The organism is Streptomyces sp. NPDC008139, from assembly GCF_042957025.1.
GTDB lineage: Bacteria > Actinomycetota > Actinomycetes > Streptomycetales > Streptomycetaceae > Actinacidiphila.
This window is the reverse complement of the sequence record NZ_JBIBHM010000001.1, coordinates 503,382-527,536: the sequence shown is the minus strand read 5'-3', so window position 1 is coordinate 527,536 and position 24,155 is coordinate 503,382. Positions and strand designations below refer to the sequence as shown.

The following is a 24,155-nucleotide window of genomic DNA, read 5'->3' as shown; positions in this document are numbered from 1 at the left end:
TATGGTGGCGGCTTTGGCCAACTCCCACGCCGGGGGGTGGCGGGGGCCGTTAGTGGTCTGCTTTAACACCGGGGGGGGGTTTTTTTTTGTTTTTGGGGGGGGGGGGGGGGGGGGCCCCCCCCCCCCCCACCCCCGGTACGTACGTGAACAGGGCGGCCGTCTTCCTGACGGCCGCCCTGTCCGCGTGCGCGGAACGCGTTCAACTCACCGAGTCCGGTGGGCTATTCGCGGGCCGCGCCCGCCGCTGCCGGGTTGGCGCGCAGCAGCGCGCGGGCCGGAAGGGCGGTGGAGAGCAGGCCGATGACCGTCGCGGCGCCCGCGAGGCCGAGAGCCGTGCCCGGCGGGATGTACGGGCTCGCGCCGGTCAGACCGCGGGCGATCGGGACGAGGGTGATCCACGCGATGGCACCGCCGATCAGCAGCCCGGCCGCGGCGACCAGCAGCGCCTCCAGGCGGACCATGCCGAGCACCTGGCGGCGCGTGGTGCCCGCCAGCCGCAGCAGCGCGACCTCGCGGCGCCGGTCCAGCACCGTCATCACCAGCGTGTTCGCGGCGGCGACCGCGGCGAATCCGCCGAGGACGGCGGCCATGACGCTGTTCGCCCAGGCGTTCAACTCCAGCTCCTTGTCGGCCTGCTGGCGGTACCCGGCACGGTCGGTGACCGTGAGCCCGGCGACGCCCAGCCGCGACAGGCCCCGCTCGACGGCCGTACGGTCCGCGCCGGGCGCGTCGTGCACCAGCACCTGCGTGTCGTACGCCGTCCGCGCGTGGTCGGCGACCGCCGCGCGCGGCATCAGCAACTGACCGATGCCCAGCCCGCGTTCGTACGTCGCCACGACCGTCGGCCGCACCTGGGTGCCGTCGCCGAGCCACAGCGAGATCCGGTCGCCGACCTTCACCTTCGCCGTACCGGCGAGCAGCGAATCCACGGCGACGGTCCGGCCGTCACCGGTCAGCGCGCTCAACGAGCCGGTCTTGAGGCCCAGTCGGAGGACGTCGGGCAGCTTGCCCGGGTCTCCGGAAACACCCAGCACGGACGCGGAGTTGAGCGAGCCGGACGCCCGGTAGAGCGCGCCGGTGCGCAGGACGCCGACCGCGCCGTCCACGCCGGGCACCTTCGCGGCGCGCTGCGCGGTGTCGGCGGGCACCCCCGCGCCGGACGAGCCGAGCACCTGGTCGGCGACGACGCCGTCCTTGATCTGGTGGGCCGCCTCGTGCTTGAGCGAGCCCTGCATGCACAGGAGCGTGCCGCAGAAGGCGGTGACCAGCACGATCGGGGTGATCGCGGAGGCCAGCCTGCGGGCGTTGGCCCGGCTGTTGGCGGCGGCGAGCTGTGAGGCGGCGCCGCCCGCGCGCAGCGGCAGGCCGAGCAGCGCGGCGGCGGCCCAGGCCACGACGGGCCCGAGGAAGGCCACGCCGACCATGAAGCAGAAGACGATGCCGAGGGCGACGTTCGCGGCGTCCTCGCCCGTGGTGTGCGCGGCGACGGCGGCCAGGACGCAGCCGCCCACGACGGCCGCGGCGCCGAGTACGGTCCTGATGACGCCGGGCCTGCGGCGCTCCACCGCGGCCTCGCCGAGCGCCTGGCTCGGCCGGGCCTTCGACGGGCGGCGGGCGGCCAGATATCCGGCGGCCAGCGCCGCGAGCAGGCCCGCGCCGACCGCGCTCACCATCGGGATCCAGCCGGTGCTGAGCGTCACCCCGGCCGGGACGGCGTCCCGGTGGACGAGCTGCCTCACCCACCAGCGGGCCAGCGCCACGCCGGGCAGGATGCCCGCGGCGCCCGCGATCGGCGCCACCAGCATCGCCTCGGTCGCCACGGTGCGGCGGATCTGCCGGGGGGTCGCGCCGACGGCGCGCAGCAGCGCGATCTCCCGGCCGCGCTGGCCGATCGCCAGCGCGACGGTGCCCATCACCACGAACACGGCCGTCGCCGTGGCGATCCCGCCGAACGAGGCGCCGATCGCCGTCAGCATCTCCTTGCCCTCGGCCAGCTCCGGGTGCTCGGCGAGACCGCGGCCGTCGCCGGTGCGCACCTTCGCCGGGTCGCCGGGGGCGCCCTTGACCGCGGCCTTCACCTGCCGGGCCAGCTCGTCCGTGCTCACGCCCTTGGCGGGCAGCACGGCGATGGCGTCGGTGCGGCCCGGGTGGCCCGACAGGCGGTCGGCGACGGGGTCGGCGAAGTAGGCCGAGGCGCCGGTGCCGGCCGTGGCGCTTGTTGTAGCGCTTGCCTCGGTGCCGTCTTTCGCGCCGGCGCCGGTGCTGGTCTTCGTGTCGGTCAGGCCCGAGACCTTGTACGTGGTCGCGCCCGTCGGGGCGGTCAGTGTGAGGGTGTCGCCGACGCCGACGTGCGCCGCCCGGGCGGCGGCCGCCGACAGGGCGACCTCGCCCGTACCGGGCGCCCGCCCCCGCACCACCGTGCTCGCGTCGATCGCGTGGGCCGACCAGTCGCGGCCGGTCAGCGGCGGCAACGTCTTCGACTGCACCGGGAAGGCCGTGTCGGGTACGGCCGCCGACACGCCCGGCGCGCGGGCGATGCGGTCGGCGAGCGCCGTGTCCACGCGGGGCTGGTCCGGCAGCGACGCCGCGTCGCTGTCGGCGTCGTCGCCGTGCCCCGTGGTGATCCGCGCCGACGGGTCGGCCGCCACCACGACAGGCGTGGCCGCGTACCGCACCGGCTTCACATGCGCCGTGATCCCGGTCTGGAGCATGCTGCCGCACGCCGTGATGACGGCGGACGCGAACAGCAGCGCGACGAAGGTGCCCACGAAGGACGCGGGCCTGAAGCGCACGGAGGCGCGGGCCAGGCCGTTCATGCCGCCGCCCCCACCCGTCCCGCGCCGCGCCCGGACTCGCGCTGGGTCAGCGCCACCATCCGGTCCGCGACCGCCGTCGGCTCGGGGTGCCGCAGTTCGTCAGCGAACGAGCCGTCCGCCAGGAACAGCACGCGGTCCGCGTACGACGCCGCCACCGGGTCGTGCGTCACCATCACCACCGTCGCGCCGAGCCCGTTCACCGCGTGCCGCAGCAGCCCCAGCACCTCGCGGGCCGTACCCGTGTCCAGCGCCCCCGTCGGCTCGTCCGCGAAGATCACGTCCGGCTCCGTGACCAGCGCCCGCGCGATGGCCACGCGCTGCTGCTGCCCGCCGGAGAGCTGGCCGGGGCGGCGCCTTCCGTGGCCTTCCAGGCCCACCCGGGCCAGCAGCTCCGCCACCCGGCGCCGGTCGGGGCGCTCGCCCGCCAGGCGCTGCGGGAGCTGGACGTTCTGCTGCACGGTCAGCGACGGCAGCAGATTGAACGACTGGAACACGAACCCGATGCGGCTGCGCCGCAGCTCCGTCAGCCGCTTCTCGCTCAGCGCGGTGATCTCCACCCCGCCCAGCAGCACCTGCCCGGCGCTCGGCCGGTCCAGTCCGGCCGCGCACTGCAGGAACGTGCTCTTCCCCGAGCCGGAGGGGCCCATCACCGCCGTGAAGCTGCCGCGGGGCAGCCCCAGATCGATGCCGCGCAGCGCGTGCACCGCGGCCTCGCCGCGGCCGTATGTGCGCCGCACTCCTCTCAGCTCCACCGCGTACGCCGCGTACGCCGCGGCCGGCGTGCCCGTCGGTTCGGCGTCCGCCGCCTTCTGTGCCCGCTTCCGTTCGCGCCGCGACGCCATCTCTTTCCCCTCAGCTCAGTCCGTTTCCCGACCCTCTCGACGCTACGGAGCCGCGCTCCCCCGAACCATGGCGTCCCCTGGCGTCCCCATGGTGGGGACAACCCCCGCGTCAGAGTCCGACAGCCACCGTCCCGAGCCCGATTTCCGCCCACACCGCCTTGCCGATGCCACGCAGCCGCGGACACACCCCGTGGCGGTCGGCGAGCACCGCAACCAACGCGAGCCCCCGCCCGCCCTCGTCATCCACCCCCGCGGACCTCAGCCGCGGCCGGCCGTCACCCGCGTCCGCGACCTCGACGCGCAGGCGCAGGTCATAGAGCGCGACCCGTACGCCGATCTCCCGGCCGGCCGGGGGCCGCGCGTGCCGCACTCCGCCCGGCTGTTCCTCCACCGCGGGGATCGGCGGAGGCCCCCTGTCTTGGACACCCCTCCGCCTGCGGACCGTCCGATGGTGCCCACCCACCAGCGGACCGTCCGATGGTGCCCACCCACCCAGCCCCTTGGGCGGAGGACGCTCGGGGCGCCCTCACGGTCTTTGACACCCCCCGGCCACCCCCACCGGACCGTCGGGCGCCGACGTACCGGGAGGGGACGGGCCGGGGTGCCCCCGCAGAAATGCGGTGACGGGGAGGGGGCCGGATGCGCGGGGCCAGGTAGCCGCATTTCGAGGAGGTGCCCCGGACCGGCACCGACCCAGGCACAGGCGGCACCGGCAGACGACAGAGCACCCGCACGGGTGGGCGGGCGGGCGGGCAAGGACAAACCCCTGTCAGCTCACCGCAGGGACTGGGCGCGGAGCGCGCGCGCGAGGTCGTCGCGGGACTCAACGACCAAGCGCCGCAAGGCGGGTGCCGCGTCGGCGCGGGAGGAGAGCCACGCGTCGGCGGCGGCCAGCGCCTCAGGACCCTGGTGGTGCGGGAACAGACCCCGCACCACCGCCATGCCGATCTCGATCGACCGCTCGCCCCAGACGCGCTCGATCGAGGCGAAGTACGGCTCGACGTACGGCGCCGTCAACCCCCGTTGCCCCGGCTGCGCGAAGCCCGCGATGGTGGCCTCGACCAGGGCGTTGGAGAGCCGGTCGGAGTCCACGACATCGGCCCAGGCCGCCGCCTTGACCTGCGCGGAGGGCCGGGCGGCCAGGCAGCGCACCTCGTGCCGGTGACCGGAGGCGGTGTCGTCGCGGGAGCGCTCGGCCGCGACCGCCGCCGCGTCCGCGTCGCCCTCGGCGGTGAGGGTCTCGAGGAACGTCCAGCGCAGTTCCTGGTCGACGTCCAGCCCGTCGATCTTCGCCGAGCCGTCCAACAGCCCGCGCAGCAACTGGAGATCGGCCGCCGATGAGGCCACGGAGGAGAAGAACCGCGCCCAGGCCAACTGGTGGCCGCTGCCCGGCTCCGCCTGCCGCAGCTCCCGCAGCGCGCCCTCGGCGAGCGACCTGGCGGCCTCCTCGCGGTGGTCGGGCGCCACGTAGTGCGACAGCGCGGAGCGCGCCTGCTGGTGCAGCGACTGGAGCACCCCGATGTCGCTCTCGGAGCCCGCGAAGAGCAGCACGAGACCGAGGTAGTCACGGGCGGGCATCAGCCCGTCACGGGTCAGATTCCACACCGCCGACCACGCCAGCGCCCGCGCCAACGGGTCGGTGAGGTCGCCGAGATGGGCGCGGAGCGTGTCCAGCGACACCTCGTCGAAGCGGATCTTGCAGTACGTCAGGTCGTCGTCGTTGACCAGCACCAGCTCGGGCCGGTCATGGCCGGCCAGGCCGTCCACCACGGTCACCGGGCCCGACACGTCGGTCTCGACCCGCGCGTACCGTTCGAGCGCGCCGCCCGGCACCCGCCGGTACAGGCCCACCGCGACGCGGTGCGGGCGCAGTTCGGGGTGCGACTCGGCAGCGGTCTGGAGCACCGACAGCTCGGTGATCTTCCCGTCCGCGCCGTAAATCACCTGCGGGGTAAGGGAGTTGACGCCCGCGGTCTCCAGCCACGCGCGCGACCACTGCGCCATGTCGCGGCCCGAGGTCTCGGCCAGCACCGCCAGCAGGTCGGCGAGCGTGGTGTTGCCGTACGCGTGCCGCTTGAAGTACCGGCGCGCCGCCTCAAGGAAGGCGTCCCGGCCCACGTACGCGACGAGTTGCTTGAGCACCGAGGCGCCCTTGGAGTACGTGATGCCGTCGAAGTTCAGCTTCGCGTCCTGGAGATCGCGGATGTCGGCGACCACGGGGTGCGTGGAGGGGAGTTGGTCGGCGCGGTACGCCCACGCCTTGCGCCGGTTGGCGAAGGTGATCCACCCGGCGTCGTACTGCGTGGCCTCCACCATCGCGAAGGCGCCCATGAAGTCCGCGAAGGACTCCTTCAGCCACAGGTCGTCCCACCAGCGCATGGTGACCAGGTCGCCGAACCACATGTGCGCCATCTCGTGCAGGATCACATTGGCCCGGCCCTCGTACGACGCGCGGGTGACCTTGCCGCGGAAGACGAACTCCTCCCGGAAGGTGACACATCCGGGGTTCTCCATCGCGCCGATGTTGTACTCGGGCACGAACGCCTGGTCGTACTTCCCGAAGGGGTACGGGTAGTCGAAGTTGTCGTGGAAGAAGTCCAGGCCCTGCTTGGTGACCGTGAAGATCTCGTCCGCGTCGAAGTGCCGGGCCAGCGACTTGCGGCACAGCGCGCTCAACGGCACGTCGAGCACCGCCCGGTCCTCGAAGGTCCGCGAGTAGTGGTCGTGCTCCACGTGGTACGGGCCCGCGACGACCGCCGTGATGTACGTGGAGATCGGCTGCGTCGGCAGGAAGCGCGACACCGTACCGCCGCCGTCGCCCTCGTGCGGCACGGGCTCGCCGTCGCGCTCGCTGTTGCTCAGCACCGTCCAGCCCTCGGGCGCGGTCACCTGGAAGGTGAACGGCGCCTTCAGGTCGGGCTGTTCGAAGTTGGCGAAGACGCGGCGCGCGTCGGCGGGCTCGTACTGCGTGTACAGATAGACCTCGCCGTCCTCCGGGTCCTCGAAGCGGTGCAGCCCCTCGCCGGTCCTGCTGTACGCGCAACGCGCGTCGACCACGAGGGTGTTGCGCTCCGCGAGGTCGTCCAGCGCGATCCGGGCGCCGTCGAAGACGGCCGCCGGGTCCAGCTCCCGGCCGTTGAGCCGGACGGAGGTGACGGCCGGGGCGAGCAGGTCGGCGAAGGACGAGGCGCCCGGTCGCGAGCACCGGAAGTCGATCACGGTCGTCGACCGGAAGGTGCGGTCCCCGCCCGCGTCGGCCGGGTCCACCGCCGACCGTACGTCGAGGGCCACGTCGTAGCGCTCGACGGACAGGATCGAGGCCCGCTCACGGGCCTCCTCGCGGCTGAGGTTCTCGCCGGGCACGGGCGACTCCTTTGTCTGTTCTCACAGGCCCCGCGGGTCTGTGGGCTCATGGGCGGCCCCGGGGGTCTCCCGGGTGGTCACAGCGTCCCGCATCCTCCCACGGGGGACGTACGGGGGAGGGGTACGGGGAATGCCGTCGCGCCGGTCGCGCGTTGTGCGTCACAGAGGACTCATGTCCCCGTGAGCCCACATGCCCCCCGTGCCGCCCGGCACGCCCCGGCACGATCCGTTCGAGGAGTACGCAGTGACCGCGACCGCCCCCGAGACCGACAACCGGCCAGGCAACGACAAGACCCCGGCCGACTTCTGGTTCGACCCGCTGTGCCCCTGGGCGTGGATGACCTCCCGCTGGATGCTGGAGGTCGAGAAGGTCCGCCCGGTCGAGGTGCGCTGGCACGCCATGAGCCTGGCGGTGCTCAACGAGGACAAGCTCGACACGCTGCCCGAGGAGTACGCCACCTTCCTGCGCGACGCGTGGGGCCCGATCCGGGTCGTCGTCGCCGCCCAGCAGAAGTACGGCGAGGAGTACGTGGGCCGGCTCTACACCGCCCTCGGCACCCGCTTTCACAACCAGGGCCTGCCCAAGACCCGCGAGACCCTCGTCGCCGCGCTCGAAGAGGTCGGCCTGCCCGCCGACCTCGCCGACTACGCGGACTCCGACGAGTACGACACCGAGCTGCGCGCCTCCCACAAGGAAGGCATCGACAAGGTCGGCCAGGAGGTCGGCACCCCCGTCATCGCCGTCCCCGGCGACGACGGCGAGCAGATCGCCTTCTTCGGCCCCGTCGTCACCCCCGCCCCGCGCGGCGAGGAGGCCGCCAAGCTCTGGGACGGCACCTTGCTGGTCGCCTCGATCCCCGGCTTCTACGAGATCAAGCGCACCCGCACCAAGGGCCCGAGCTTCGAGTGAGCGCGGGGGACCGGGTTCGGGACGGGGTGCCGCGCCGATGGCACATCTAGGGCTGGTGGCGCTCGTCGTGCGTGACTACGACGAGGCCATCGACTTCTACACCCGCGCGCTCGGCTTCGAGCTGCGCGAGGACACGCCCCGCGCGGACGGCGGCCGGTGGGTGGTGGTCGCGCCCCGCGGCTCGTCCGAGACGGCGCTGCTGCTCGCCCGCGCGGGCAACCTCGCCCAGGTGGACCGCGTGGGCGACCAGACCGGCGGCCGGGTCGGCCTCTTCCTCACCACCGACGACTTCGACGGCGACTACAAACGGATGGTCGCCGCCGGGGTCGTCTTCGAGGAGGAGCCGCGCTACGAGCCGTACGGCGCGGTCGTGGTCTTCCAGGACCTCTACGGCAACCGGTGGGATCTGATCGAACCCCACAAGTGAGGTTGACCGGCACGGCAGTCGGGGCGGGCCCGCGAGGTCCCGCCCCGACGCGTGTCACGGACGTGAGATGCCTCACGCGACCTGCCGAAACTCCCCGACTCCCCGGACCGCGCCGATACTTGACGGTGCACGGAAGTCTCCAACCGGTCGCTCGCGGCTTTGTTCCCTTCTCACGATGATCACGCTCGGCCGCTGCGTTAGCGTCACGGTGTCCCCGACCGTCCTCACCCCGCGGAGTACCGATGACCACCGCCGAATCCGTCGCCGTTTCCCGAGCCCCCGGAGCGGTCCTGGCGGACCTGCTGCCCGCCTCGCGCGTCCGCGACACCGCCCTGGTCGTCGGCGGCGCCGTGCTCACGGGCCTGGCCGCGCAGCTCTCGGTCCCGGTGCACGGCTCGCCCGTCCCGGTCACCGGGCAGACCTTCGCCGCGCTGCTGGTCGGCACCGCCCTCGGCGCCCGCCGCGGCTTCGCCGCCCTCGCCCTGTACGCCGCCGCCGGTGTCGCCGGGCTCCCCTGGTTCTCCGAGGGCGCCTCCGGCTGGTCCATGCCCAGCTTCGGCTACATCCTCGGCATGCTCCTGGCCTCCGGCGTGGTCGGCGCCCTCGCCCGCCGCGGCGGCGACCGCACCGTCGCGCGCACCGCGGGCGTCATGGTCCTCGGCTCCGCCGTGATCTACGCGATCGGCGTCCCCTACCTCGCCTGGTCCGCCCATCTGTCCGCGTCGCAGGCCGTCTCCCTCGGCCTGACCCCGTATCTCCTGGGCGACGCGCTCAAGGCCGTCCTGGCGATGGGCCTGCTCCCCGCGGCCTGGCGGCTCACCCGGTAGGGCACCCCCGCTCCGGCCCGCAGGACATGCAAAACTCATCGCATGCGCGTTTACCTCGGGTCCGATCATGCCGGTTTTGAACTCAAGAACCACCTCGTGGAGTGGCTGACCCTCCACGGCCACGAGCCCGTGGACTGCGGGCCGCACATCTACGACGCGGTGGACGACTACCCGCCGTTCTGCCTGCGGGCGGCCGAGGGCGCGGCGGGGGAGCCGGGCAGCCTCGGCATCGTGATCGGCGGGTCGGGCAACGGCGAGCAGATCGCCGCGAACAAGGTCAAGGGCGTCCGCGCGGCGCTGGCGTGGAGCGAGCAGACCGCGTCGCTGGCGCGGGAGCACAACGACGCGAACGTGCTGAGCATCGGCGGCCGGATGCACACCGAGGCGGAGGCCACGAAATTCGTGGAGATCTTCCTCACCACCCCGTACTCGCACGAGGAGCGCCACCAGCGCCGTATCGACATGCTGAGCACGTACGAGGCCACCGGCGAGCTGCCGCCGGTCCCGGACCACCACCCCCGCCAGGGCTGACGCGGGCGATGCCGGAAGGCCACACGATCCACCGCCTGGCCGCCGACCACCGCGAGCGGTTCGGCGGCGGGGCGGTCCGGGCGAGCAGCCCGCAGGGCAAGTTCTCCGACAGCGCCGCGCTCGTCGACCGGCAGGTGCTGGCGAGCGCCGAGGCCCACGGCAAGCACCTGTTCCTGGGCTTCGGCGCGACCGGCTGGGTGCACATCCACCTCGGCCTGATCGGCAAGGTCACCTTCGGCGACGGCAAGGCGCCGCCGCCGACCGACACCGTACGGCTGCGGCTGGCGAACCGCGCCCACTGGGCGGATCTGCGCGGCCCGGCCGCCTGCGAGCTGATCACCGAGCCGGAGAAGCGGGCGATACACGACCGCCTCGGCCCCGACCCGCTGCGGGCGGGCGACGACCCCGAGCGGGTGTGGCAGCGGCTGTCCCGCTCCCGGATCAGCGTCGCCGCGCTGCTGATGGACCAGAAGGTCATCGCGGGCGTCGGCAACGTCTACCGCGCCGAAGTGCTCTTCCGGCACGGCGTCGACCCGTTCCTGCCGGGGCGTGAACTGCCGCGTCAGCGGTGGGACGCGATGTGGTCCGATCTGGTGACGCTGATGCGCGAGGGCGTACGGACCAACCGGATCGACACCGTGCGCCCCGAGCACACCCCCGAGGCGATGGGCCGCCCGCCGCGCCAGGACGACCACGGCGGCGAGGTGTACGTCTACCGGCGCACCGGACAGCCCTGCCTGGTGTGCGGCACCGGGATCCGCACCCGGCCGCTCGCGGCCCGCAATCTCTTCTGGTGCCCGGTCTGCCAGCCCGGGCATCCGCCGACGGGCTGACGGAGCTCAGAAGCCGTGCGGCAGCCACGGCTCGACGTCACCGCGGAACGCCCTGGACGCCTCCGCCAGCGCCCCCGGCCGCAGTTCACGTACCAGACCCGCGTCCGCCTGCCCGCGCAGCGTCGGCCCGCCCAGGTAGGCCGCGCCCAACTCCTTGACGGACAGGGCCAGATCGGCCGCGTCCGTGGTCCGCTCGCAGGTCGCGCCCTTCGCGTCGCCCGACAGCCGCCAACGCCCGGCGTTCCAGGGGCAGAAGGCGTCCTCCACCTCCAGCACCACATCCACCGGGGCGGTGTACGTCCGCGCCTCCAGCGCCTCGCCGAGATTCACCAGGCGCACGTGCAGGCTGTCGCGGAAGGCCAGTTCACCGCGCCGTACGTCGGACAGGAGGTACAGCAGCGGGTCGTCGACCGGCCGGTTGTAGAACGCCACCCGCGAGGTGAGGTCGATGGAGGACAGATAGCGCCACAGCGCCGCGTAGGCCACGGGGTCCAGCGCCTCGACATCGCTCAGCTTCACGATGTTGTCGGGACCGAAGGAACTCCACGACAGCTTCACCGAGTAGCGCGCGTAGCCCCGTACCTCACCGTCCACCTCGGCCACCACGCACAGCCGCTCGCCCGCGCCGTCCCGGCTCGCCGGGGCGTCGAGCAGCGGCACCCGCTCCCAGCCGGGCCGCCTGGCCAGCATGCCGGGCCGGGTCGGCACCACCCGCGCGTAGACGGCCTCGCACGCCTCGCCCGCCGCCTCCAGCGGCACCAGTCGCAGCCGTACGTCGTCCACGCCCGGCAGGGCCCTGACGGCGGTCCTGGTCGTGTCGACGTTGCCGCGGAGCTGCAACGTGCCCGTGCCGTAGCCGAACCGGCCGTAGATCGCCGGTTCCGACGCGGTCAGCACGGCGACCGGTTCGGGTCCCTCGCGCACGTCGTCGAGTTGCCTGCGCATCATCGAGGTCAGCACACCGCGGCGGCGGTGCGTCGGCTGCACGCTCACCATGGTCACGCCCGCGGCGGGCAGCGACGCCCCGCCGGGCACCGTCATGCGGAACGAGAAGGCGCCCGCGGTGCCGACGATCTCCCCGCCGTCCCACACCGCCAACGACCTTTCCAGTTCGGTCAGTTCACGCCAAAGTGTCCGCTCCTCAGGGGGCTCGGCCGGCCCGCCGAAAGCCCGCTCCAGGCGGCCGTAGAACTCTTCCCAGTCATCCCGCTCCAGCACCCGCAGTTCCGTCGTCATAGGCCCTGCCTACCAGCCGCGCCGTCCGCAGGCGAACGTATTTCCGCCGCCTTCGTGACAGGTCGGGGGGTATCCGCCCTGCACGGCGGGGCGATCGGTCGATAGGGTCGCCAAGACATGGCAAAGGACGTCGCGGGCGAGGGGCTCGGGCTGCGGTGGAGCAGATGGCTGCACCGGGCCCGGCTCGGTGTGCGCAGGGCCGGGGTCGACTACTTCCGCGGCGGCGCCTCCGACTGGGTCGGCCTCACCGTACTGATCCTCACCGTCCCCGCGCTGGCGTACACCACCGTGAGCCTGCCCGTCTGGTGCCCGCCCAGCTCCCTGGTCCTGCCGATCCTCACCGGCGGCCTGCTGCTGCGCCCCTCCAGCCTGCTGCTGCTCTACGCGGCCTCCGCCGTCGCGCTGGTCGCGGAATCCGCGGCGCTCGGCCCGTACCGCGAGGGCCCGGCCCGCGTCACGCCCGGCACCGTCCTGGTGGTCACCGCGGTGGCGCTCACCGGCCTGGTCATCGCCCAGTTCAGGGCGCGGGTCGGCGTGCCCTGGCGGGGCGGCCACACCATGCTCTTCGACCTCAGGGAGCGGATCAGGGTCCAGAGCAGACTGCCGCGGCTGCCCGCGGGCTGGCACGCCGAGATGGCGCTGCGCCCGGCGGGCGGCCAGTCCTTCTCCGGCGACTTCGTGGTGGCCACCCGCGGTTCGGTCGGCGGCCGGACGCTGGAGGCCGTGCTCACCGACGTCTCCGGCAAGGGCATGGACGCCGCCTCCCGTTCGCTGCTGCTGTCCGGCGCCTTCGGCGGCCTGCTCGGCTCGCTGCCTCCGCACTCCTTCCTCACCGCCGCCAACGGCTATCTGCTCCGGCAGAATTGGGACGAGGGCTTCGCCACTTCCGTGCACCTGGTGCTCGACCTGGAGAGCGGCGACTACGAACTTCTGTCCGCCGGGCACCTCCCAGGGGTGCAACTGCACGCGGGCAGCGGCCGGTGGGAGGAGAAGGCCGCGGAGGGCCCGCTGCTCGGGGTCTACGACGGGGCCGAATTCCACGGCGTGAAGGGGACGTTGCGCTCGGGGGACGTCCTCATGCTGTTCACGGACGGCCTGGTGGAGACGCCGGACAAGGACATCTCGGAGGGCATCGACCGGCTGATCGGCGAGGCGGACCGCTTCGTGGCGACCGGATTCCGGGGCTCCGCCTGGCGGTTGATCGAAGCGGTCGCCAAGGATGTCAACGACGACCGGGCGCTACTCGTGGTGTGCAGGGACTAGCCGACGGGAATGGGACTATGGGCCTTCGGGTCCAACTGTCGTTCCCCGATGGCACCATGGGACCGGGCGGGGCGGGGGCGCGGCTCCATGCTCCCGGACCGGCGAGGCGTACCGTGAAGAGGAAGTGAACCGCTGTGGCCATCTCCCTGTCCGTAGTGCTGTTGCTGGCGATCATCCTGGTGGTCATGATCCGGGGGAAGAGCATCAAGGTGGGTCCGGCGATAGTGGCGGCCCTCTTCGGTTTCTTCCTCGCCTCCACCAACATGGCGCCGTCGGTCAACCGATTCCTGACCTCACTTGCCGACACCATCAACCAGATAAAGCTCTGACGCGGGCAGCGCCTGCGGGGCCGCCTCCAGAATCCGCCGCAACGCGGCGGTGGCGGTGCCCATGCCGGGCCGTCCGTCCTGCTCCGAGGGCAGGCGGGGAAGGTCCGAGGACGGCGACGTGAGCGAGAGCAGCGTCGCCAGCACCGCGATACGTGTCTGGCCGGGACGCAGAGTGCCCGCCAGCAGCCCGCCCGCCGCCACCAGGTCGACCGCCCCGCCGCCGGTGTAGAGCGGCGCCACCGCGCCCGCCGCGACCCGTGTGCTGACCGCGACCAGGACGCCGTCCGCCGTCGCCTTCCGTACCGCCTCCGCGACCTGCGGATTCGCGTTCCCCGCACCCGTGCCGACCACGACGACGCCGCGCGCGCCCGCGCCCAGCGCCGCCTCGAAGAGCACGGTGTCGCCGTCGCTGTGGTGCATCAGGATGTCCACCCGCGGCGGTACGGCGCCGGGCGCGGGCAGCGGCAGCGGCTCGGGGCGCGGACGGCGGCGGCCCCACGTCACCCGGCCGAACTCGACGCGGCCCAGCGGCAGTCCGTCCGGCGCGCCGAAGGCGTGCGCGTCCACGGTGTGCTGCTTGACGGTGCCGCGGGCGGCCCAGACCTGGCCCGCGAAGACGATCACCGCGCCGATGTCGCGGCCGGTGGCCGCGGTCAGCAGCGCGTCGTACAGATTGCCCGCCGCGTCGCCGTCCTCCGCGTCCAGCGGCTTCTGCGCGCCGGTGAAGACCACCGGGCGGCGGTCGCCGTGGAAGAGGTCGAGGAAGAAGGCGGACTCTTCCAGGGTGTCGGTGCCGTGGGTGACCACCACGCCGTCCACCGCGGGGTCGGCCAGCACCTCGTGCACGGCGTGCAGCAGCCGCACCTGGTGGTCGGTGGTCAGGCGCGAGCTGTTGACGGTGAACAGGTCCACCACCCGGACCTCGACGCCCTCGGGCACCGCGCCGGCGGCGAGCACTTCCTGCCCTGCCGCCTCCGCCGCGTACCCGTCGCCCTGCCATCGGCTGGCTATGGTGCCCCCGGTGCTGATGACCACGACGTGTCGCACGATGCCTTCGCCTCCGTCTGATTGTGCGCGTCCGGTGCGTTCGCGCGGGGCTCTCCGGACGCCGCCGGATGTCCCCACTCCTCGGGGTGACACTTACCCACTCTGCACCCGGTGCAATGATATGCGCGTAGACCTGACATTTGATTGCTCATACTGACCGGTATTCGGCCACTGAGTGGTAGATACTGCCACCATGGACGCCATCGACAGACGAATCTTGCGCGAGCTCCAGGCCGACGGCCGGCTGAGCAACCAGGAACTGGCCCAGCGGGTGGGCCTCACGCCCTCCCCGTGCCTGCGCCGGGTGCGGCAGCTGGAGGACGACGGAGTGATCGAGACCTACCGCGCGGTCGTCGCCCCGGCCGCCGTCGGCCGCGGCTTCGAGGTCTTCGCCTCCGTCGAGGTCCGCCGCGACCGCGCCTCCGTCGCCGCCTTCGAGGCCGAGGTCCAGTCCACCCCCGACGTCGTCGAGGCATACCGCCTCTACGGAGCCCCCGGCTGCCTCCTGCGCATCGCCGTCGCCGACTCCGACGCCTACGAGCGCTTCTGGACCGACCAGCTCATCGACCTCCCGGGCGTCAGCGACGTCAACTCCCAGATGATCATGAAGCGCATCAAGTCCCCCCAGGGCATCCCGGTCGACTGAGAAGGCCGTGACCGGCGGCTGACCAGGGCCGTTCCGGGGCGACCGGCGCCGGTCACGGCCCGGGGAAACAGAAAGCCCCCGGACGCCGGTCGAGTGATACCGACCGGGCCGGAGGCCGTGGAGCGGGCGACGGGAATCGAACCCGCGTAGCTAGTTTGGAAGACTAGGGCTCTACCATTGAGCTACGCCCGCGGGAGTGGGATGCGCCAGTGATTGTGGCACATCGGATAGTAGCCGGTCGAACCGGTGAACCGGCGGGGGAATACCGGCTGCCCACGCGTACGGGGGCATGTACTCTACGTGTCGCACCAGCGGGGTGTGGCGCAGCTTGGTAGCGCGTCCGCTTTGGGAGCGGAAGGCCGTCGGTTCGAATCCGGCCACCCCGACCAGCGGTTCCGCGATCCCGAGGGGATTCTGGGGGCCGGGGCACGAAGGCCCGGACCGTGCGCATTGTGGTACCGGTAGGATGGGCCGCTGGCGACCGAGCGCGCGGCATGCCGTGTACTGCTTGCCGGACGAGATCACCGGACGATCCGGCGAGATCACCGGATGATCCGGCCGCCCCCATCAACGTAAAGCCCCCAAGGAGACCCAACCGTGAAGAGCGCCGTCGAGACTCTGAACCCGACTCGGGTTCGACTCACTGTCGAGGTGCCCTTCGAGGAGCTCAAGCCCAGCCTCGACGCGGCGTACAAGAAGATCAACCAGCAGGTCACGGTGCCGGGCTTCCGCAAGGGCAAGATCCCTGCGCGCGTCATCGACCAGCGGTTCGGCCGTGGCGCGGTCCTCGAAGAGGCCATCAACGACGCGCTGCCGAAGTTCTACACGGAGGCGGTCAACGAGGGTGAGCTGAACGTACTCGGCCAGCCCGACGTCGACATCACCGAGTTCAACGACGGCGACGAGCTGAAGTTCACCGCCGAGGTGGACATCCGCCCCGCGATCGAGATCCCGGACTACTCCGGCATCGAGGTCGTCGTGGACGCCGTCGAGGTCACCGACGAGGACGTCGACACCTCGCTGGAGCAGCTCCGTGACCGCTTCGCCTCGACCACCACGGTCGAGCGCGCGGCGGCCGAGGGCGACGTCGTGATCGTCGACCTCGAAGCCTCCGTCGACGGCGAGGTGCTGGAGGACGGCGTCGCCAAGGGCGTCAGCTACACCATCGGCTCCGGCCAGCTCCTCGACGGCATCGACGAGGCCGTCATCGGCCTGGAGGCCGGTGGCTCCGCCACCTTCACCTCCGAGCTGAAGGGCGGCTCCGCCGCCGGCAGCGCCGCCGAGGTCAAGGTCGACGTCTCCGACGTACAGGCCCGCGAACTGCCCGCCCTGGACGACGACTTCGCTCAGCTCGCGAGCGAGTTCGACACCCTTGAGGAGCTGCGCGCGGACAGCCGCAAGCGCCTGGAGCGGATGAAGCAGTACGACCAGGCGACCGCCGCCCAGGAGAAGGTCCTCGACGCGCTCATCGAGCTGTCCGAGGTGCCGATCCCGGAGAAGCTGCTCAAGGACGAGATCGAGACCAGGACCCACAACCTGGAGCACCACCAGTTCCCGCAGATGGGTCTGGACTGGGACACGTACCTGGAGCGCGAGGGCAAGACGCGCGAGGAGTACGACGCGGAGCTTGAGGCCCAGGCGGTCAAGGGCATCAAGACCCAGTTCCTGCTGGACGAGCTCGTCAACAAGGAGAAGCTCTCCGTCAACCAGGAGGAGCTGACCGAGCACCTCATGCGCCGTGCGGCGACCTCCGGGATGTCTCCCGACCAGTTCGCCCAGGCCGTCGTCGAAGGCGGCCAGGTGCCGATGCTCGTCGGCGAGGTCGCCCGCGGCAAGGCGCTCGCCGTCGTCGTGGAGTCCGTCAAGGTCACGGACACCAACGGTGAGGTCGTGGACCTCGAGGACGAAGAGGACGAGGACGGCGAGACGGTTGAGGCCGTCGAGGCCGCCGACGAGAAGCCGGAGCCTGTCGAGCAGGCCTGAGCCCCGTCAGGGGCGCGAGGAACCGCGCGATCAGCCACGACGACGGCTGCACGTCACCACCGGCTCCGGAGGGGCAGTCACGGTTGTTCTCGGACCACCGGCCGGTGGGGGCTTGTCGCGCAGTTCCCCGCGCCCCTCAAAGCACCCACCTCCGCGAGGTGAACGCGCAGGCACGTCCGGGCCGATCCACCAACCCCCCTGTGCCGGCGCGGCGTCTTGGTCTCCGCTGGCAGCGAACAGTTCCGCGTAGGGGATTGCTGGGCCCCACCTGCGCGTTAGGGTCCGTAAGTAGGAGGGCGGGGGCTCGGCACCAGAAGGGGTCGGCCCCGGCCCGGACGAAGACCCTGTGACGGCTTCACGGCCGTCCGACAACGAGCAGGTGGATACGTGACGACTCCGATGCCTTCCGCCGCCGGCGAGCCGACTCTCGGTGGCCTCGGCGACCAGGTCTACAACCGACTGCTCGGCGAGCGAATCATCTTCCTCGGCCAGGCGGTCGACGATGACATCGCCAACAAGATCACCGCCCAGCTCCTTCTCCTGGCAGCAGAGCCGGACAAGGACATCTTCCTCTACATCAACAGCCCCGGCGGCTCCGTGACCGCCGGTATGGCGATCTACGACACGATGCAGTTCATCAAGAACGACGTCGTGACGATCGCCATGGGCATGGCCGCCTCGATGGGCCAGTTCCTGCTGACCGCGGGCACCCCCGGCAAGCGCTTCGCCCTGCCGAACACCCGCATCCTGATGCACCAGCCCTCCGCGGGTCTCGGCGGCTCCGCCACCGACATCAAGATCCAGGCCGAGCAGTTGCTGCACACCAAGCGCCGCATGGCCGAGCTGATCGCCCAGCACTCCGGGCAGAGCTTCGACCAGATCACCAAGGACTCCGACCGCGACCGCTGGTTCTCCGCCGAGGAGGCCAAGGAGTACGGCCTGCTGGACGGCGTCATGCTGTCCGCCACGGAGGTCCCGGGCGGTGGCGGCACCGGCGCCTGATCCGTTCAGGAACCCCAGCCGACAGCACCCAGCTTCCGCATCATCACCAGGACGGTGGACGTGAACAGCATGAACTTCCCCGGCAGCGGCCTGTACGAGCGCACCGAGGCCGAGCGGCCCGGTGTGTTCGGTGCCGAGGCCCGCTACATCATTCCGCGCTTCGTCGAGCGCACCTCGCAGGGCGTGCGCGAGTACGACCCGTACGCGAAGCTCTTCGAGGAGCGCGTGATCTTCCTCGGCGTGCAGATCGACGACGCGTCGGCCAACGACGTCATGGCGCAGCTCCTGTGCCTGGAGTCCATGGACCCCGACCGGGACATCTCGGTCTACATCAACAGCCCCGGCGGCTCCTTCACCGCGCTGACGGCGATCTACGACACGATGCAGTTCGTGAAGCCGGACATCCAGACGGTCTGCATGGGCCAGGCGGCGTCCGCCGCCGCGGTCCTGCTGGCCGCCGGCAGCCCCGGCAAGCGGATGGCGCTGCCGAACGCGCGGGTGCTGATCCACCAGCCGTACAGCGAGACCGGCCGCGGGCAGGTCTCCGACCTGGAGATCGCCGCCAACGAGATCATCCGGATGCGGCAGCAGCTCGAAGAGATGCTGGCCAAGCACTCCACGACGCCGATCGAGCAGATCCGCGACGACATCGAGCGGGACAAGATCCTTACCGCCGAGGAGTCGCTGGCCTACGGGCTGGTCGACCAGATCGTCTCGACCCGCAAGACCTCTGTGACGGTCTGAACACAGTCGGACAACGGACCGGGCGCGCGGGTGGCCCTCCTTGGACTCCACTGAGTGAGTACGTCCAAGGGGGGCCCACACGGGGGTCGCGGCAAGGTACCGTCGATGAGAGAAGCACCAGGCTCCGTTGATCTCGGCGGATCCCAGGCGAAGGGGAAACACCTCGTGGCACGCATCGGTGACGGCGGCGACCTGCTGAAGTGCTCATTCTGCGGAAAGAGCCAGAAGCAGGTGAAGAAGCTCATCGCAGGCCCTGGTGTGTACATCTGCGACGAGTGCATCGATCTCTGCAACGAGATCATCGAGGAGGAGCTGGCCGAGTCCTCCGAGGTGCGCTGGGAGGACCTGCCCAAGCCGCGGGAGATCTACGAGTTCCTCGAGGGCTACGTGGTCGGGCAGACGCCCGCGAAGAAGGCCCTGTCGGTCGCGGTGTACAACCACTACAAGCGGGTCCAGGCGGGTGAGAACGCCGGCCGCGGGCACGACGACGCGATCGAGCTGGCGAAGTCCAACATCCTGCTGCTCGGCCCGACGGGCTCCGGCAAGACGCTGCTGGCCCAGACGCTGGCCCGCATGCTCAACGTGCCGTTCGCCATCGCGGACGCGACCGCCCTCACCGAGGCCGGTTACGTGGGCGAGGACGTCGAGAACATCCTGCTGAAGCTGATCCAGGCGGCGGACTACGACGTCAAGAAGGCCGAGACCGGGATCATCTACATCGACGAGATCGACAAGGTCGCCCGCAAGAGCGAGAATCCGTCGATCACCCGCGATGTGTCCGGCGAGGGCGTGCAGCAGGCGCTGCTGAAGATCCTGGAGGGCACGACGGCCTCGGTGCCGCCGCAGGGCGGGCGCAAGCACCCGCACCAGGAGTTCATCCAGATCGACACCACGAACGTGCTGTTCATCGTGGGCGGTGCCTTCTCCGGTCTGGAGAAGATCATCGAGTCCCGCGCGGGCGCCAAGGGCATCGGCTTCGGTGCGACCATCCGCTCCAAGCGCGAGCTGGACATGGCCGACCAGTTCTCCGAGATCATGCCCGAGGACCTGGTCAAGTTCGGCATGATCCCCGAATTCATCGGACGGCTGCCCGTCATCACCAGCGTGCACAACCTCGACCGCGAGGCGCTCCTCCAGATTCTGGTCGAGCCGCGCAACGCGCTGGTGAAGCAGTACCAAAAACTCTTCGAACTCGACGGTGTGGAGCTGGAGTTCGAGCACGGCGCGCTGGAATCCATCGCGGACCAGGCGATCCTGCGGCAGACCGGCGCCCGCGGTCTGCGGGCCATCATGGAGGAAGTCCTCCAGTCGGTGATGTACGAGGTGCCGTCCCGCAAGGACGTGGCCCGGGTCGTCATCACGGCCGATGTCGTGCACTCCAACGTCAACCCGACGCTGGTGCCGCGTGAGCCGCGCATCGTCGGCAAGGGCGAGCAGAAGAGCGCGTAGCGCCACAGTACGAGCACACGCGAAGGGGGCGCCCGGTGGATCCGGGCGCCCCCTTTCGTCTGAGCGGAACGGCTCCGCGGAACGGCTGACCGCGGAACGCTCACGCCGAACGCGTCGGCGTACGGCGTCAGTTGAGCGGAACGCGCACGTCCCTGCGGACCTTCGCGGTGAGCGCCGCCGCCTCGTCGATCGGCATGCCGCTGCCGACACCGGTGGTGGCCGTCGCCAGGTCGACCGGCAGGGTGTAGCCGACGGTGCTGTAGTCGGCCCACAGGCAGATCGGTGTGGTGAACGACTTGCTGCCCTCGGTGTACTTGGTGTTCTGGCACGACATGACGGCGTCGTCCATGCCCGCGGGCTGCACCTTCTGCGGGCTGCCGACCAGTTCGGTCTTGCCGCCGCCGGATTCCTTGTCCTCGGCGGCCTGCTTCTTCAGGTCGGCGAACATGCCGTCGACCACCTTCTGCGGGTCCGCGACCTTGCCGTAGACACCGCTGAACTCCAGCAGCTTGCCGGTGAGTTCGGACCCGTTGGTGTAGCCCGAGCTGACCTGCTGGGGGTCGGTGACGCCGAGCGTCTTGAGCAGCGTGACGTCCTTGGCGTCGAAGCCGTCGCCGGTGCCCGCGTCCTTCGACTTCTTGTACGTCTCCGCGACGGTCTCGGGCGTGATGAGCTTGTACTGCTTGCCGTCGTTCTTGACGGTGCTCTTGCCGCCGCCGCCCTTGCCGCCGTTGGCGCTGTTGTCGCCGTCACTGCCCTTGGTGAGGAAGAAGACCCCGGCGCCGATCGCGACCAGCGCCACCACGGCGCCGATGATGATCCCGGTGCGCTTCCCGCCACCGCCCTGCGGCGGCACGGGCGGCTGGCCGCCGTAGCCGTACCCCGGCTGCTGCGGCGGCTGCCCGTACGGCGCCTGCTGCGGCGGGCCCTGCTGGGGGTAGCCGTAACCGGGCTGCCCCTGGGGCTGGCCGTACGGCTGCTGCGGCGGCTGGCCGTAACCACCTTGCTGCGGCGGCTGGCCGTAGCCGCCCTGCTGCGGCTGCTGCCCGTAGCCGCCCTGCTGGGGCTGCTGCCCGTACGGGTTCGGCGGCGGCTGGTTGTCACTCATGTCAGGTGGTCCCCTCGTTTACGACCGTCGGACCATCCTCGCCGATCCTTTATCGGGTTCTTACAGCGGGGGCGAAACGGATTCGTAACGGGATGGTCCGCCACCGTAGAATCGTGCCGTGACCGACAACTCTCAGCAGAGCCCCGACCGCGGGCCGCACAGCACCCCCGAACTGCCGACGACCTACACGCCGGCCGAGGTAGAGGGGGCGCTGTACGAGCGCTGGGTAGAACGCGGCTACTTCGAGGCGGACGCGAAGAGCGACAAGCCCGCGTACACCATCGTCATCCCGCCGCCGAACGTCACGGGCACGCTCCACCTGGGTCACGCCTTCCAGCACACGCTGATGGACGCCCTCACCCGCCGCAAGCGGATGCAGGGTTACGAGTCGCTGTGGCTGCCCGGCATGGACCACGCGGGCATCGCCACCCAGAACAAGGTCGAGCAGCAGCTCGCCGACGAGGGCAAGTCCCGGCACGACATCGGCCGCGAGGCGTTCGTCGACCGCGTCTGGCAGTGGAAAGAGGAGTACGGCGGCCGGATCCTCGGCCAGATGCGCCGCCTCGGCGACGGCGTGGACTGGTCCCGTGAGCGCTTCACCATGGACGAGGGCCTGTCCAAGGCCGTCCAGACCATCTTCAAGAAGCTGTACGACGACGAGCTGATCTACCGGGCCGAGCGGATCATCAACTGGTGTCCGCGCTGTATGACGGCGATCTCGGACATCGAGGTCGACTACCAGGACGACGACGGCGAGTTGGTCTCGCTGAAGTACGGCGAGGGCGACGAGACGGTCGTCGTGGCGACCACCCGCGTCGAGACGATGCTCGGCGACACCGCTGTCGCCGTCCACCCGGACGACGAGCGGTACCGGCACCTGGTCGGCAAGCGGATCAAGCTGCCGCTCACCGACCGGACGATCCCGGTCGTCGCCGACACGCACGTCGACCCGGAGTTCGGCACCGGCGCCGTCAAGGTGACGCCCGCGCACGACCCGAACGACTTCGCGATCGGCCAGCGGCACGGCCTGGAGTCGCTGACGGTCATGGACGAGCGCGCGGTCATCACCGCGCCCGGCCCCTTCCAGGGCCTGGACCGCTTCGAGGCGCGGTCCGCGATCGTCGAGGCGCTGCGCGAACAGGGCCGGATCGTCGCGGAGAAGCGTCCTTACGTCCACTCCGTCGGCCACTGCTCGCGCTGCAAGACCACCATCGAGCCGCGGCTGTCCCTCCAGTGGTGGGTCAAGGTCGAGCCGCTGGCGAAGGCGTCCGGCGACGCGGTCCGCGACGGCCGGGTCAAGATCCACCCGCCGGAGCTGAACAAGCGGTACTTCGACTGGGTCGACAACATGCACGACTGGTGCATCTCGCGCCAGTTGTGGTGGGGCCACCGCATCCCCGTCTGGTACGGGCCGAACGGCCAGCAGATCTGCGTCGGACCGGACGACGAGGTGCCGTCCGGCGAGGGCTGGACGCAGGACTCCGACGTCCTGGACACCTGGTTCTCGTCCGCCCTGTGGCCGTTCTCCACGCTGGGCTGGCCCGAACAGACGCCGGATCTGGAGAAGTTCTATCCGACCGACGTCCTGCTCACCGGGCACGACATCATCTTCTTCTGGGTCGCCCGGATGATGATGTTCGGCCTGTACGCGATGGACGGCACCCCGCCGTTCCACACCATCGCGCTGACCGGCCTGGTCCGCGACGAGTTCGGCAAGAAGATGTCCAAGTCCAACCCCAACTCGGTGGACCCGCTGGACTGGATGGACAAGTACGGCTCGGACGCCGTCCGTTTCACCCTGGCCCGCGGCGCCAACCCCGGCGCGGACGTGCCGATCGGCGAGGACTGGGTCCAGGCGTCCCGCAACTTCGCCAACAAGATCTGGAACGCCACGCGCTTCGCGCTGATGAACGGCGCCACGGTCCAGGGCCCGCTGCCCGCGCCCGAGGAGCTGTCGGCCACCGACCGGTGGATCCTGTCCCGGCTGAACACGGTCGTCGCCGAGGTCAACGGCCTGTACGACGACTACCAGTTCGCGAAGCTCAGCGACAGCCTCTACCACTTCGCGTGGGACGAGGTCTTCGACTGGTACGTGGAGCTGTCCAAGACGGTCTTCTTCGCGGGCGGCGACGGCGCCCGGGTCTCCGGGCGGGTCCTGGGCGAGGTCCTGGACGTGATGCTGCGGCTGCTGCACCCGATCGTCCCCTTCGTCACCGAGACGCTGTGGACGACGCTGACCGGCGGCGAGTCGCTGGTCGTCGCGGACTGGCCGAGCGACAGCGGCTTCCGGGACGCGGCGGCCGAGGCGGAGATCGCCGAGGTCCAGCGGGTGGTCACCGAGGTCCGTCGCTTCCGCTCCGACCAGGGGCTCCAGCCCGGCCAGAAGGTCCCGGCGCTGCTGACCCTGGACGGGACGCTGCTCGCGCCGCACGAGGACGCCATCCGCCAGGTGCTCCGGCTCCAGCCCGCGGGCGAGGACTTCCACGCCACCGCGACGCTGCCGGTCGCGGGCGCCACGGTCGCGCTCGACCTGTCCGGCACGATCGACGTTCCGGCCGAGCGCAAGCGGCTCACCAAGGATCTCGGCCTGGCCGAGAAGGAGAAGGCCGACGCCGAGAAGAAGCTGGGCAACGAGGCGTTCCTCGGCAAGGCGCCCGAGTCGGTGGTGGCCAAGATCCGTACGCGGCTGGCGACCGCAGAGGCCGACATCGCCCGGATCACCGCGCAGATCGCGGCCCTCCCCCCGGCCTGACCGCACCGAGGGCCGCCCGCCCCGAAGGGCCACCGTGTGCCACGGGC

The 24,155-nt window shown here is 71.2% G+C and carries 20 protein-coding genes and 2 tRNA genes; 14 read left to right on the top strand and 8 right to left on the bottom strand.

Translation table 11 applies throughout. From position 1 onward, the window contains the following. Nucleotides 1-221: 221 nt before the first annotated feature. From ACFZBB_RS02280 to pepN, 4 genes are all read right to left on the bottom strand, one after another. Nucleotides 222-2,816, bottom strand: a complete 2,595-nt coding sequence (locus tag ACFZBB_RS02280; protein WP_391116915.1) for an FtsX-like permease family protein — start codon at nucleotides 2,814-2,816, stop codon at nucleotides 222-224. Next, nucleotides 2,813-3,658, bottom strand: coding sequence for an ATP-binding cassette domain-containing protein (locus ACFZBB_RS02275; protein ID WP_391116913.1), 846 nt, complete (start codon nucleotides 3,656-3,658; stop codon nucleotides 2,813-2,815). Before ACFZBB_RS02275 ends, ACFZBB_RS02280 begins: the two co-directional genes overlap by 4 nt. Before the next feature lie 109 nt (nucleotides 3,659-3,767). Further along, nucleotides 3,768-4,049 carry an ATP-binding protein gene (locus ACFZBB_RS02270; RefSeq protein WP_391116911.1) on the bottom strand — a complete coding sequence of 94 codons (282 nt, stop codon included), beginning with the start codon at nucleotides 4,047-4,049 and terminating at the stop codon, nucleotides 3,768-3,770. Between the two features lie 383 nt (nucleotides 4,050-4,432). Beyond that, nucleotides 4,433-7,021, bottom strand: a complete 2,589-nt coding sequence (pepN, locus tag ACFZBB_RS02265) for an aminopeptidase N (protein WP_391116909.1) — start codon at nucleotides 7,019-7,021, stop codon at nucleotides 4,433-4,435. Nucleotides 7,022-7,265: 244 nt separating this feature from the next. Here pepN and ACFZBB_RS02260 point away from each other — a divergent pair, with 244 nt between their 5' ends. The 5 genes from ACFZBB_RS02260 to ACFZBB_RS02240 all read left to right on the top strand — a co-directional run bounded on the left by ACFZBB_RS02260 (nucleotide 7,266) and on the right by ACFZBB_RS02240 (nucleotide 10,549). Beyond that, nucleotides 7,266-7,931 (top strand): DsbA family protein, encoded by a 666-nt coding sequence (locus ACFZBB_RS02260; RefSeq protein ID WP_391116907.1) that lies wholly within the window; start codon nucleotides 7,266-7,268, stop codon nucleotides 7,929-7,931. Between the two features lie 37 nt (nucleotides 7,932-7,968). After that, complete coding sequence (locus ACFZBB_RS02255; protein WP_391116904.1) at nucleotides 7,969-8,358, top strand: VOC family protein; 390 nt, start codon at nucleotides 7,969-7,971, stop codon at nucleotides 8,356-8,358. Between the two features lie 242 nt (nucleotides 8,359-8,600). Beyond that, the gene (locus ACFZBB_RS02250) at nucleotides 8,601-9,185 is read left to right on the top strand and encodes a biotin transporter BioY (protein WP_355349506.1); all 585 of its coding nucleotides are present in this window, start codon (nucleotides 8,601-8,603) and stop codon (nucleotides 9,183-9,185) included. Nucleotides 9,186-9,227: 42 nt separating this feature from the next. After that, on the top strand, nucleotides 9,228-9,716 hold the full coding sequence (locus tag ACFZBB_RS02245; protein ID WP_391116902.1) for a ribose-5-phosphate isomerase: 489 nt from the start codon (nucleotides 9,228-9,230) through the stop codon (nucleotides 9,714-9,716). Between the two features lie 8 nt (nucleotides 9,717-9,724). Further along, nucleotides 9,725-10,549, top strand: a complete 825-nt coding sequence (locus ACFZBB_RS02240) for a DNA-formamidopyrimidine glycosylase family protein (RefSeq protein ID WP_391116900.1) — start codon at nucleotides 9,725-9,727, stop codon at nucleotides 10,547-10,549. A 6-nt stretch (nucleotides 10,550-10,555) separates the two neighbouring features. On the opposite strand, the gene ACFZBB_RS02235 is transcribed toward ACFZBB_RS02240, so the two are convergent. Further along, the gene (locus tag ACFZBB_RS02235; protein WP_391116898.1) at nucleotides 10,556-11,785 is read right to left on the bottom strand and encodes a GNAT family N-acetyltransferase; all 1,230 of its coding nucleotides are present in this window, start codon (nucleotides 11,783-11,785) and stop codon (nucleotides 10,556-10,558) included. Between the two features lie 117 nt (nucleotides 11,786-11,902). On the opposite strand from ACFZBB_RS02235, the gene ACFZBB_RS02230 reads away from it, so the two are divergent. Together ACFZBB_RS02230 and ACFZBB_RS02225 are read left to right on the top strand one after the other, a co-directional pair. After that, a complete protein-coding gene (locus tag ACFZBB_RS02230; RefSeq protein ID WP_391116896.1) occupies nucleotides 11,903-13,048 on the top strand; it encodes a SpoIIE family protein phosphatase in 1,146 nt (381 codons plus the stop codon). A gap of 134 nt (nucleotides 13,049-13,182) precedes the next feature. Continuing rightward, on the top strand, nucleotides 13,183-13,377 hold the full coding sequence (locus ACFZBB_RS02225; RefSeq protein WP_093715861.1) for a hypothetical protein: 195 nt from the start codon (nucleotides 13,183-13,185) through the stop codon (nucleotides 13,375-13,377). Here ACFZBB_RS02225 and ACFZBB_RS02220 read toward each other — a convergent pair. Next, the gene (locus ACFZBB_RS02220) at nucleotides 13,342-14,424 is read right to left on the bottom strand and encodes an asparaginase domain-containing protein (RefSeq protein ID WP_391116893.1); all 1,083 of its coding nucleotides are present in this window, start codon (nucleotides 14,422-14,424) and stop codon (nucleotides 13,342-13,344) included. The two genes, ACFZBB_RS02225 and ACFZBB_RS02220, sit on opposite strands and share 36 nt — an antisense overlap. 193 nt (nucleotides 14,425-14,617) lie before the next feature. Between ACFZBB_RS02220 and ACFZBB_RS02215 the strand changes: the two genes are divergently transcribed. After that, complete coding sequence (locus tag ACFZBB_RS02215) at nucleotides 14,618-15,070, top strand: Lrp/AsnC family transcriptional regulator (protein WP_355349524.1); 453 nt, start codon at nucleotides 14,618-14,620, stop codon at nucleotides 15,068-15,070. Between the two features lie 118 nt (nucleotides 15,071-15,188). Here ACFZBB_RS02215 and ACFZBB_RS02210 read toward each other — a convergent pair. Beyond that, a tRNA-Gly gene (locus tag ACFZBB_RS02210) sits at nucleotides 15,189-15,262 on the bottom strand. A 120-nt stretch (nucleotides 15,263-15,382) separates the two neighbouring features. Between ACFZBB_RS02210 and ACFZBB_RS02205 the strand changes: the two genes are divergently transcribed. The 5 genes from ACFZBB_RS02205 (at nucleotide 15,383) to clpX (ending at nucleotide 20,248) form a co-directional block, all read left to right on the top strand. Next, nucleotides 15,383-15,459 (top strand) — tRNA-Pro (locus tag ACFZBB_RS02205). Nucleotides 15,460-15,667: 208 nt separating this feature from the next. Further along, complete coding sequence (gene tig, locus ACFZBB_RS02200) at nucleotides 15,668-17,053, top strand: trigger factor (RefSeq protein WP_391116891.1); 1,386 nt, start codon at nucleotides 15,668-15,670, stop codon at nucleotides 17,051-17,053. Nucleotides 17,054-17,452: 399 nt separating this feature from the next. Further along, nucleotides 17,453-18,055, top strand: a complete 603-nt coding sequence (locus ACFZBB_RS02195; protein ID WP_355349570.1) for an ATP-dependent Clp protease proteolytic subunit — start codon at nucleotides 17,453-17,455, stop codon at nucleotides 18,053-18,055. Nucleotides 18,056-18,124: 69 nt separating this feature from the next. Next, nucleotides 18,125-18,799 (top strand): ATP-dependent Clp protease proteolytic subunit, encoded by a 675-nt coding sequence (locus ACFZBB_RS02190; protein ID WP_223187111.1) that lies wholly within the window; start codon nucleotides 18,125-18,127, stop codon nucleotides 18,797-18,799. Nucleotides 18,800-18,964: 165 nt separating this feature from the next. After that, a complete protein-coding gene (gene clpX, locus ACFZBB_RS02185) occupies nucleotides 18,965-20,248 on the top strand; it encodes an ATP-dependent Clp protease ATP-binding subunit ClpX (protein ID WP_188282316.1) in 1,284 nt (427 codons plus the stop codon). Between the two features lie 127 nt (nucleotides 20,249-20,375). Here the strand turns inward: clpX and ACFZBB_RS02180 are convergent, their stop codons facing one another. Continuing rightward, nucleotides 20,376-21,356, bottom strand: a complete 981-nt coding sequence (locus tag ACFZBB_RS02180; protein WP_391116889.1) for a hypothetical protein — start codon at nucleotides 21,354-21,356, stop codon at nucleotides 20,376-20,378. Nucleotides 21,357-21,474: 118 nt separating this feature from the next. Here ACFZBB_RS02180 and ACFZBB_RS02175 point away from each other — a divergent pair, with 118 nt between their 5' ends. After that, complete coding sequence (locus tag ACFZBB_RS02175) at nucleotides 21,475-24,108, top strand: valine--tRNA ligase (protein ID WP_391116887.1); 2,634 nt, start codon at nucleotides 21,475-21,477, stop codon at nucleotides 24,106-24,108. The last annotated feature ends 47 nt before the right edge of the window (nucleotides 24,109-24,155 follow it).

What these genes read in the sequence shown, in the direction of transcription:
- ACFZBB_RS02240 (WP_391116900.1), top strand. Translation starts at nt 9,725, where the DNA reads ATGCCGGAAGGCCACACGATCCACCGCCTGGCCGCCGACCACCGCGAG.
- ACFZBB_RS02195 (WP_355349570.1), top strand. Translation starts at nt 17,453, where the DNA reads ATGCCTTCCGCCGCCGGCGAGCCGACTCTCGGTGGCCTCGGCGACCAG.
- ACFZBB_RS02190 (WP_223187111.1), top strand. Translation starts at nt 18,125, where the DNA reads ATGAACTTCCCCGGCAGCGGCCTGTACGAGCGCACCGAGGCCGAGCGG.
- ACFZBB_RS02235 (WP_391116898.1), bottom strand. Translation starts at nt 11,785, where the DNA reads ATGACGACGGAACTGCGGGTGCTGGAGCGGGATGACTGGGAAGAGTTC.
- ACFZBB_RS02230 (WP_391116896.1), top strand. Translation starts at nt 11,903, where the DNA reads ATGGCAAAGGACGTCGCGGGCGAGGGGCTCGGGCTGCGGTGGAGCAGA.
- ACFZBB_RS02180 (WP_391116889.1), bottom strand. Translation starts at nt 21,356, where the DNA reads ATGAGTGACAACCAGCCGCCGCCGAACCCGTACGGGCAGCAGCCCCAG.
- ACFZBB_RS02275 (WP_391116913.1), bottom strand. Translation starts at nt 3,658, where the DNA reads ATGGCGTCGCGGCGCGAACGGAAGCGGGCACAGAAGGCGGCGGACGCC.
- ACFZBB_RS02280 (WP_391116915.1), bottom strand. Translation starts at nt 2,816, where the DNA reads ATGAACGGCCTGGCCCGCGCCTCCGTGCGCTTCAGGCCCGCGTCCTTC.
- ACFZBB_RS02250 (WP_355349506.1), top strand. Translation starts at nt 8,601, where the DNA reads ATGACCACCGCCGAATCCGTCGCCGTTTCCCGAGCCCCCGGAGCGGTC.
- ACFZBB_RS02255 (WP_391116904.1), top strand. Translation starts at nt 7,969, where the DNA reads ATGGCACATCTAGGGCTGGTGGCGCTCGTCGTGCGTGACTACGACGAG.
- ACFZBB_RS02245 (WP_391116902.1), top strand. Translation starts at nt 9,228, where the DNA reads ATGCGCGTTTACCTCGGGTCCGATCATGCCGGTTTTGAACTCAAGAAC.
- ACFZBB_RS02215 (WP_355349524.1), top strand. Translation starts at nt 14,618, where the DNA reads ATGGACGCCATCGACAGACGAATCTTGCGCGAGCTCCAGGCCGACGGC.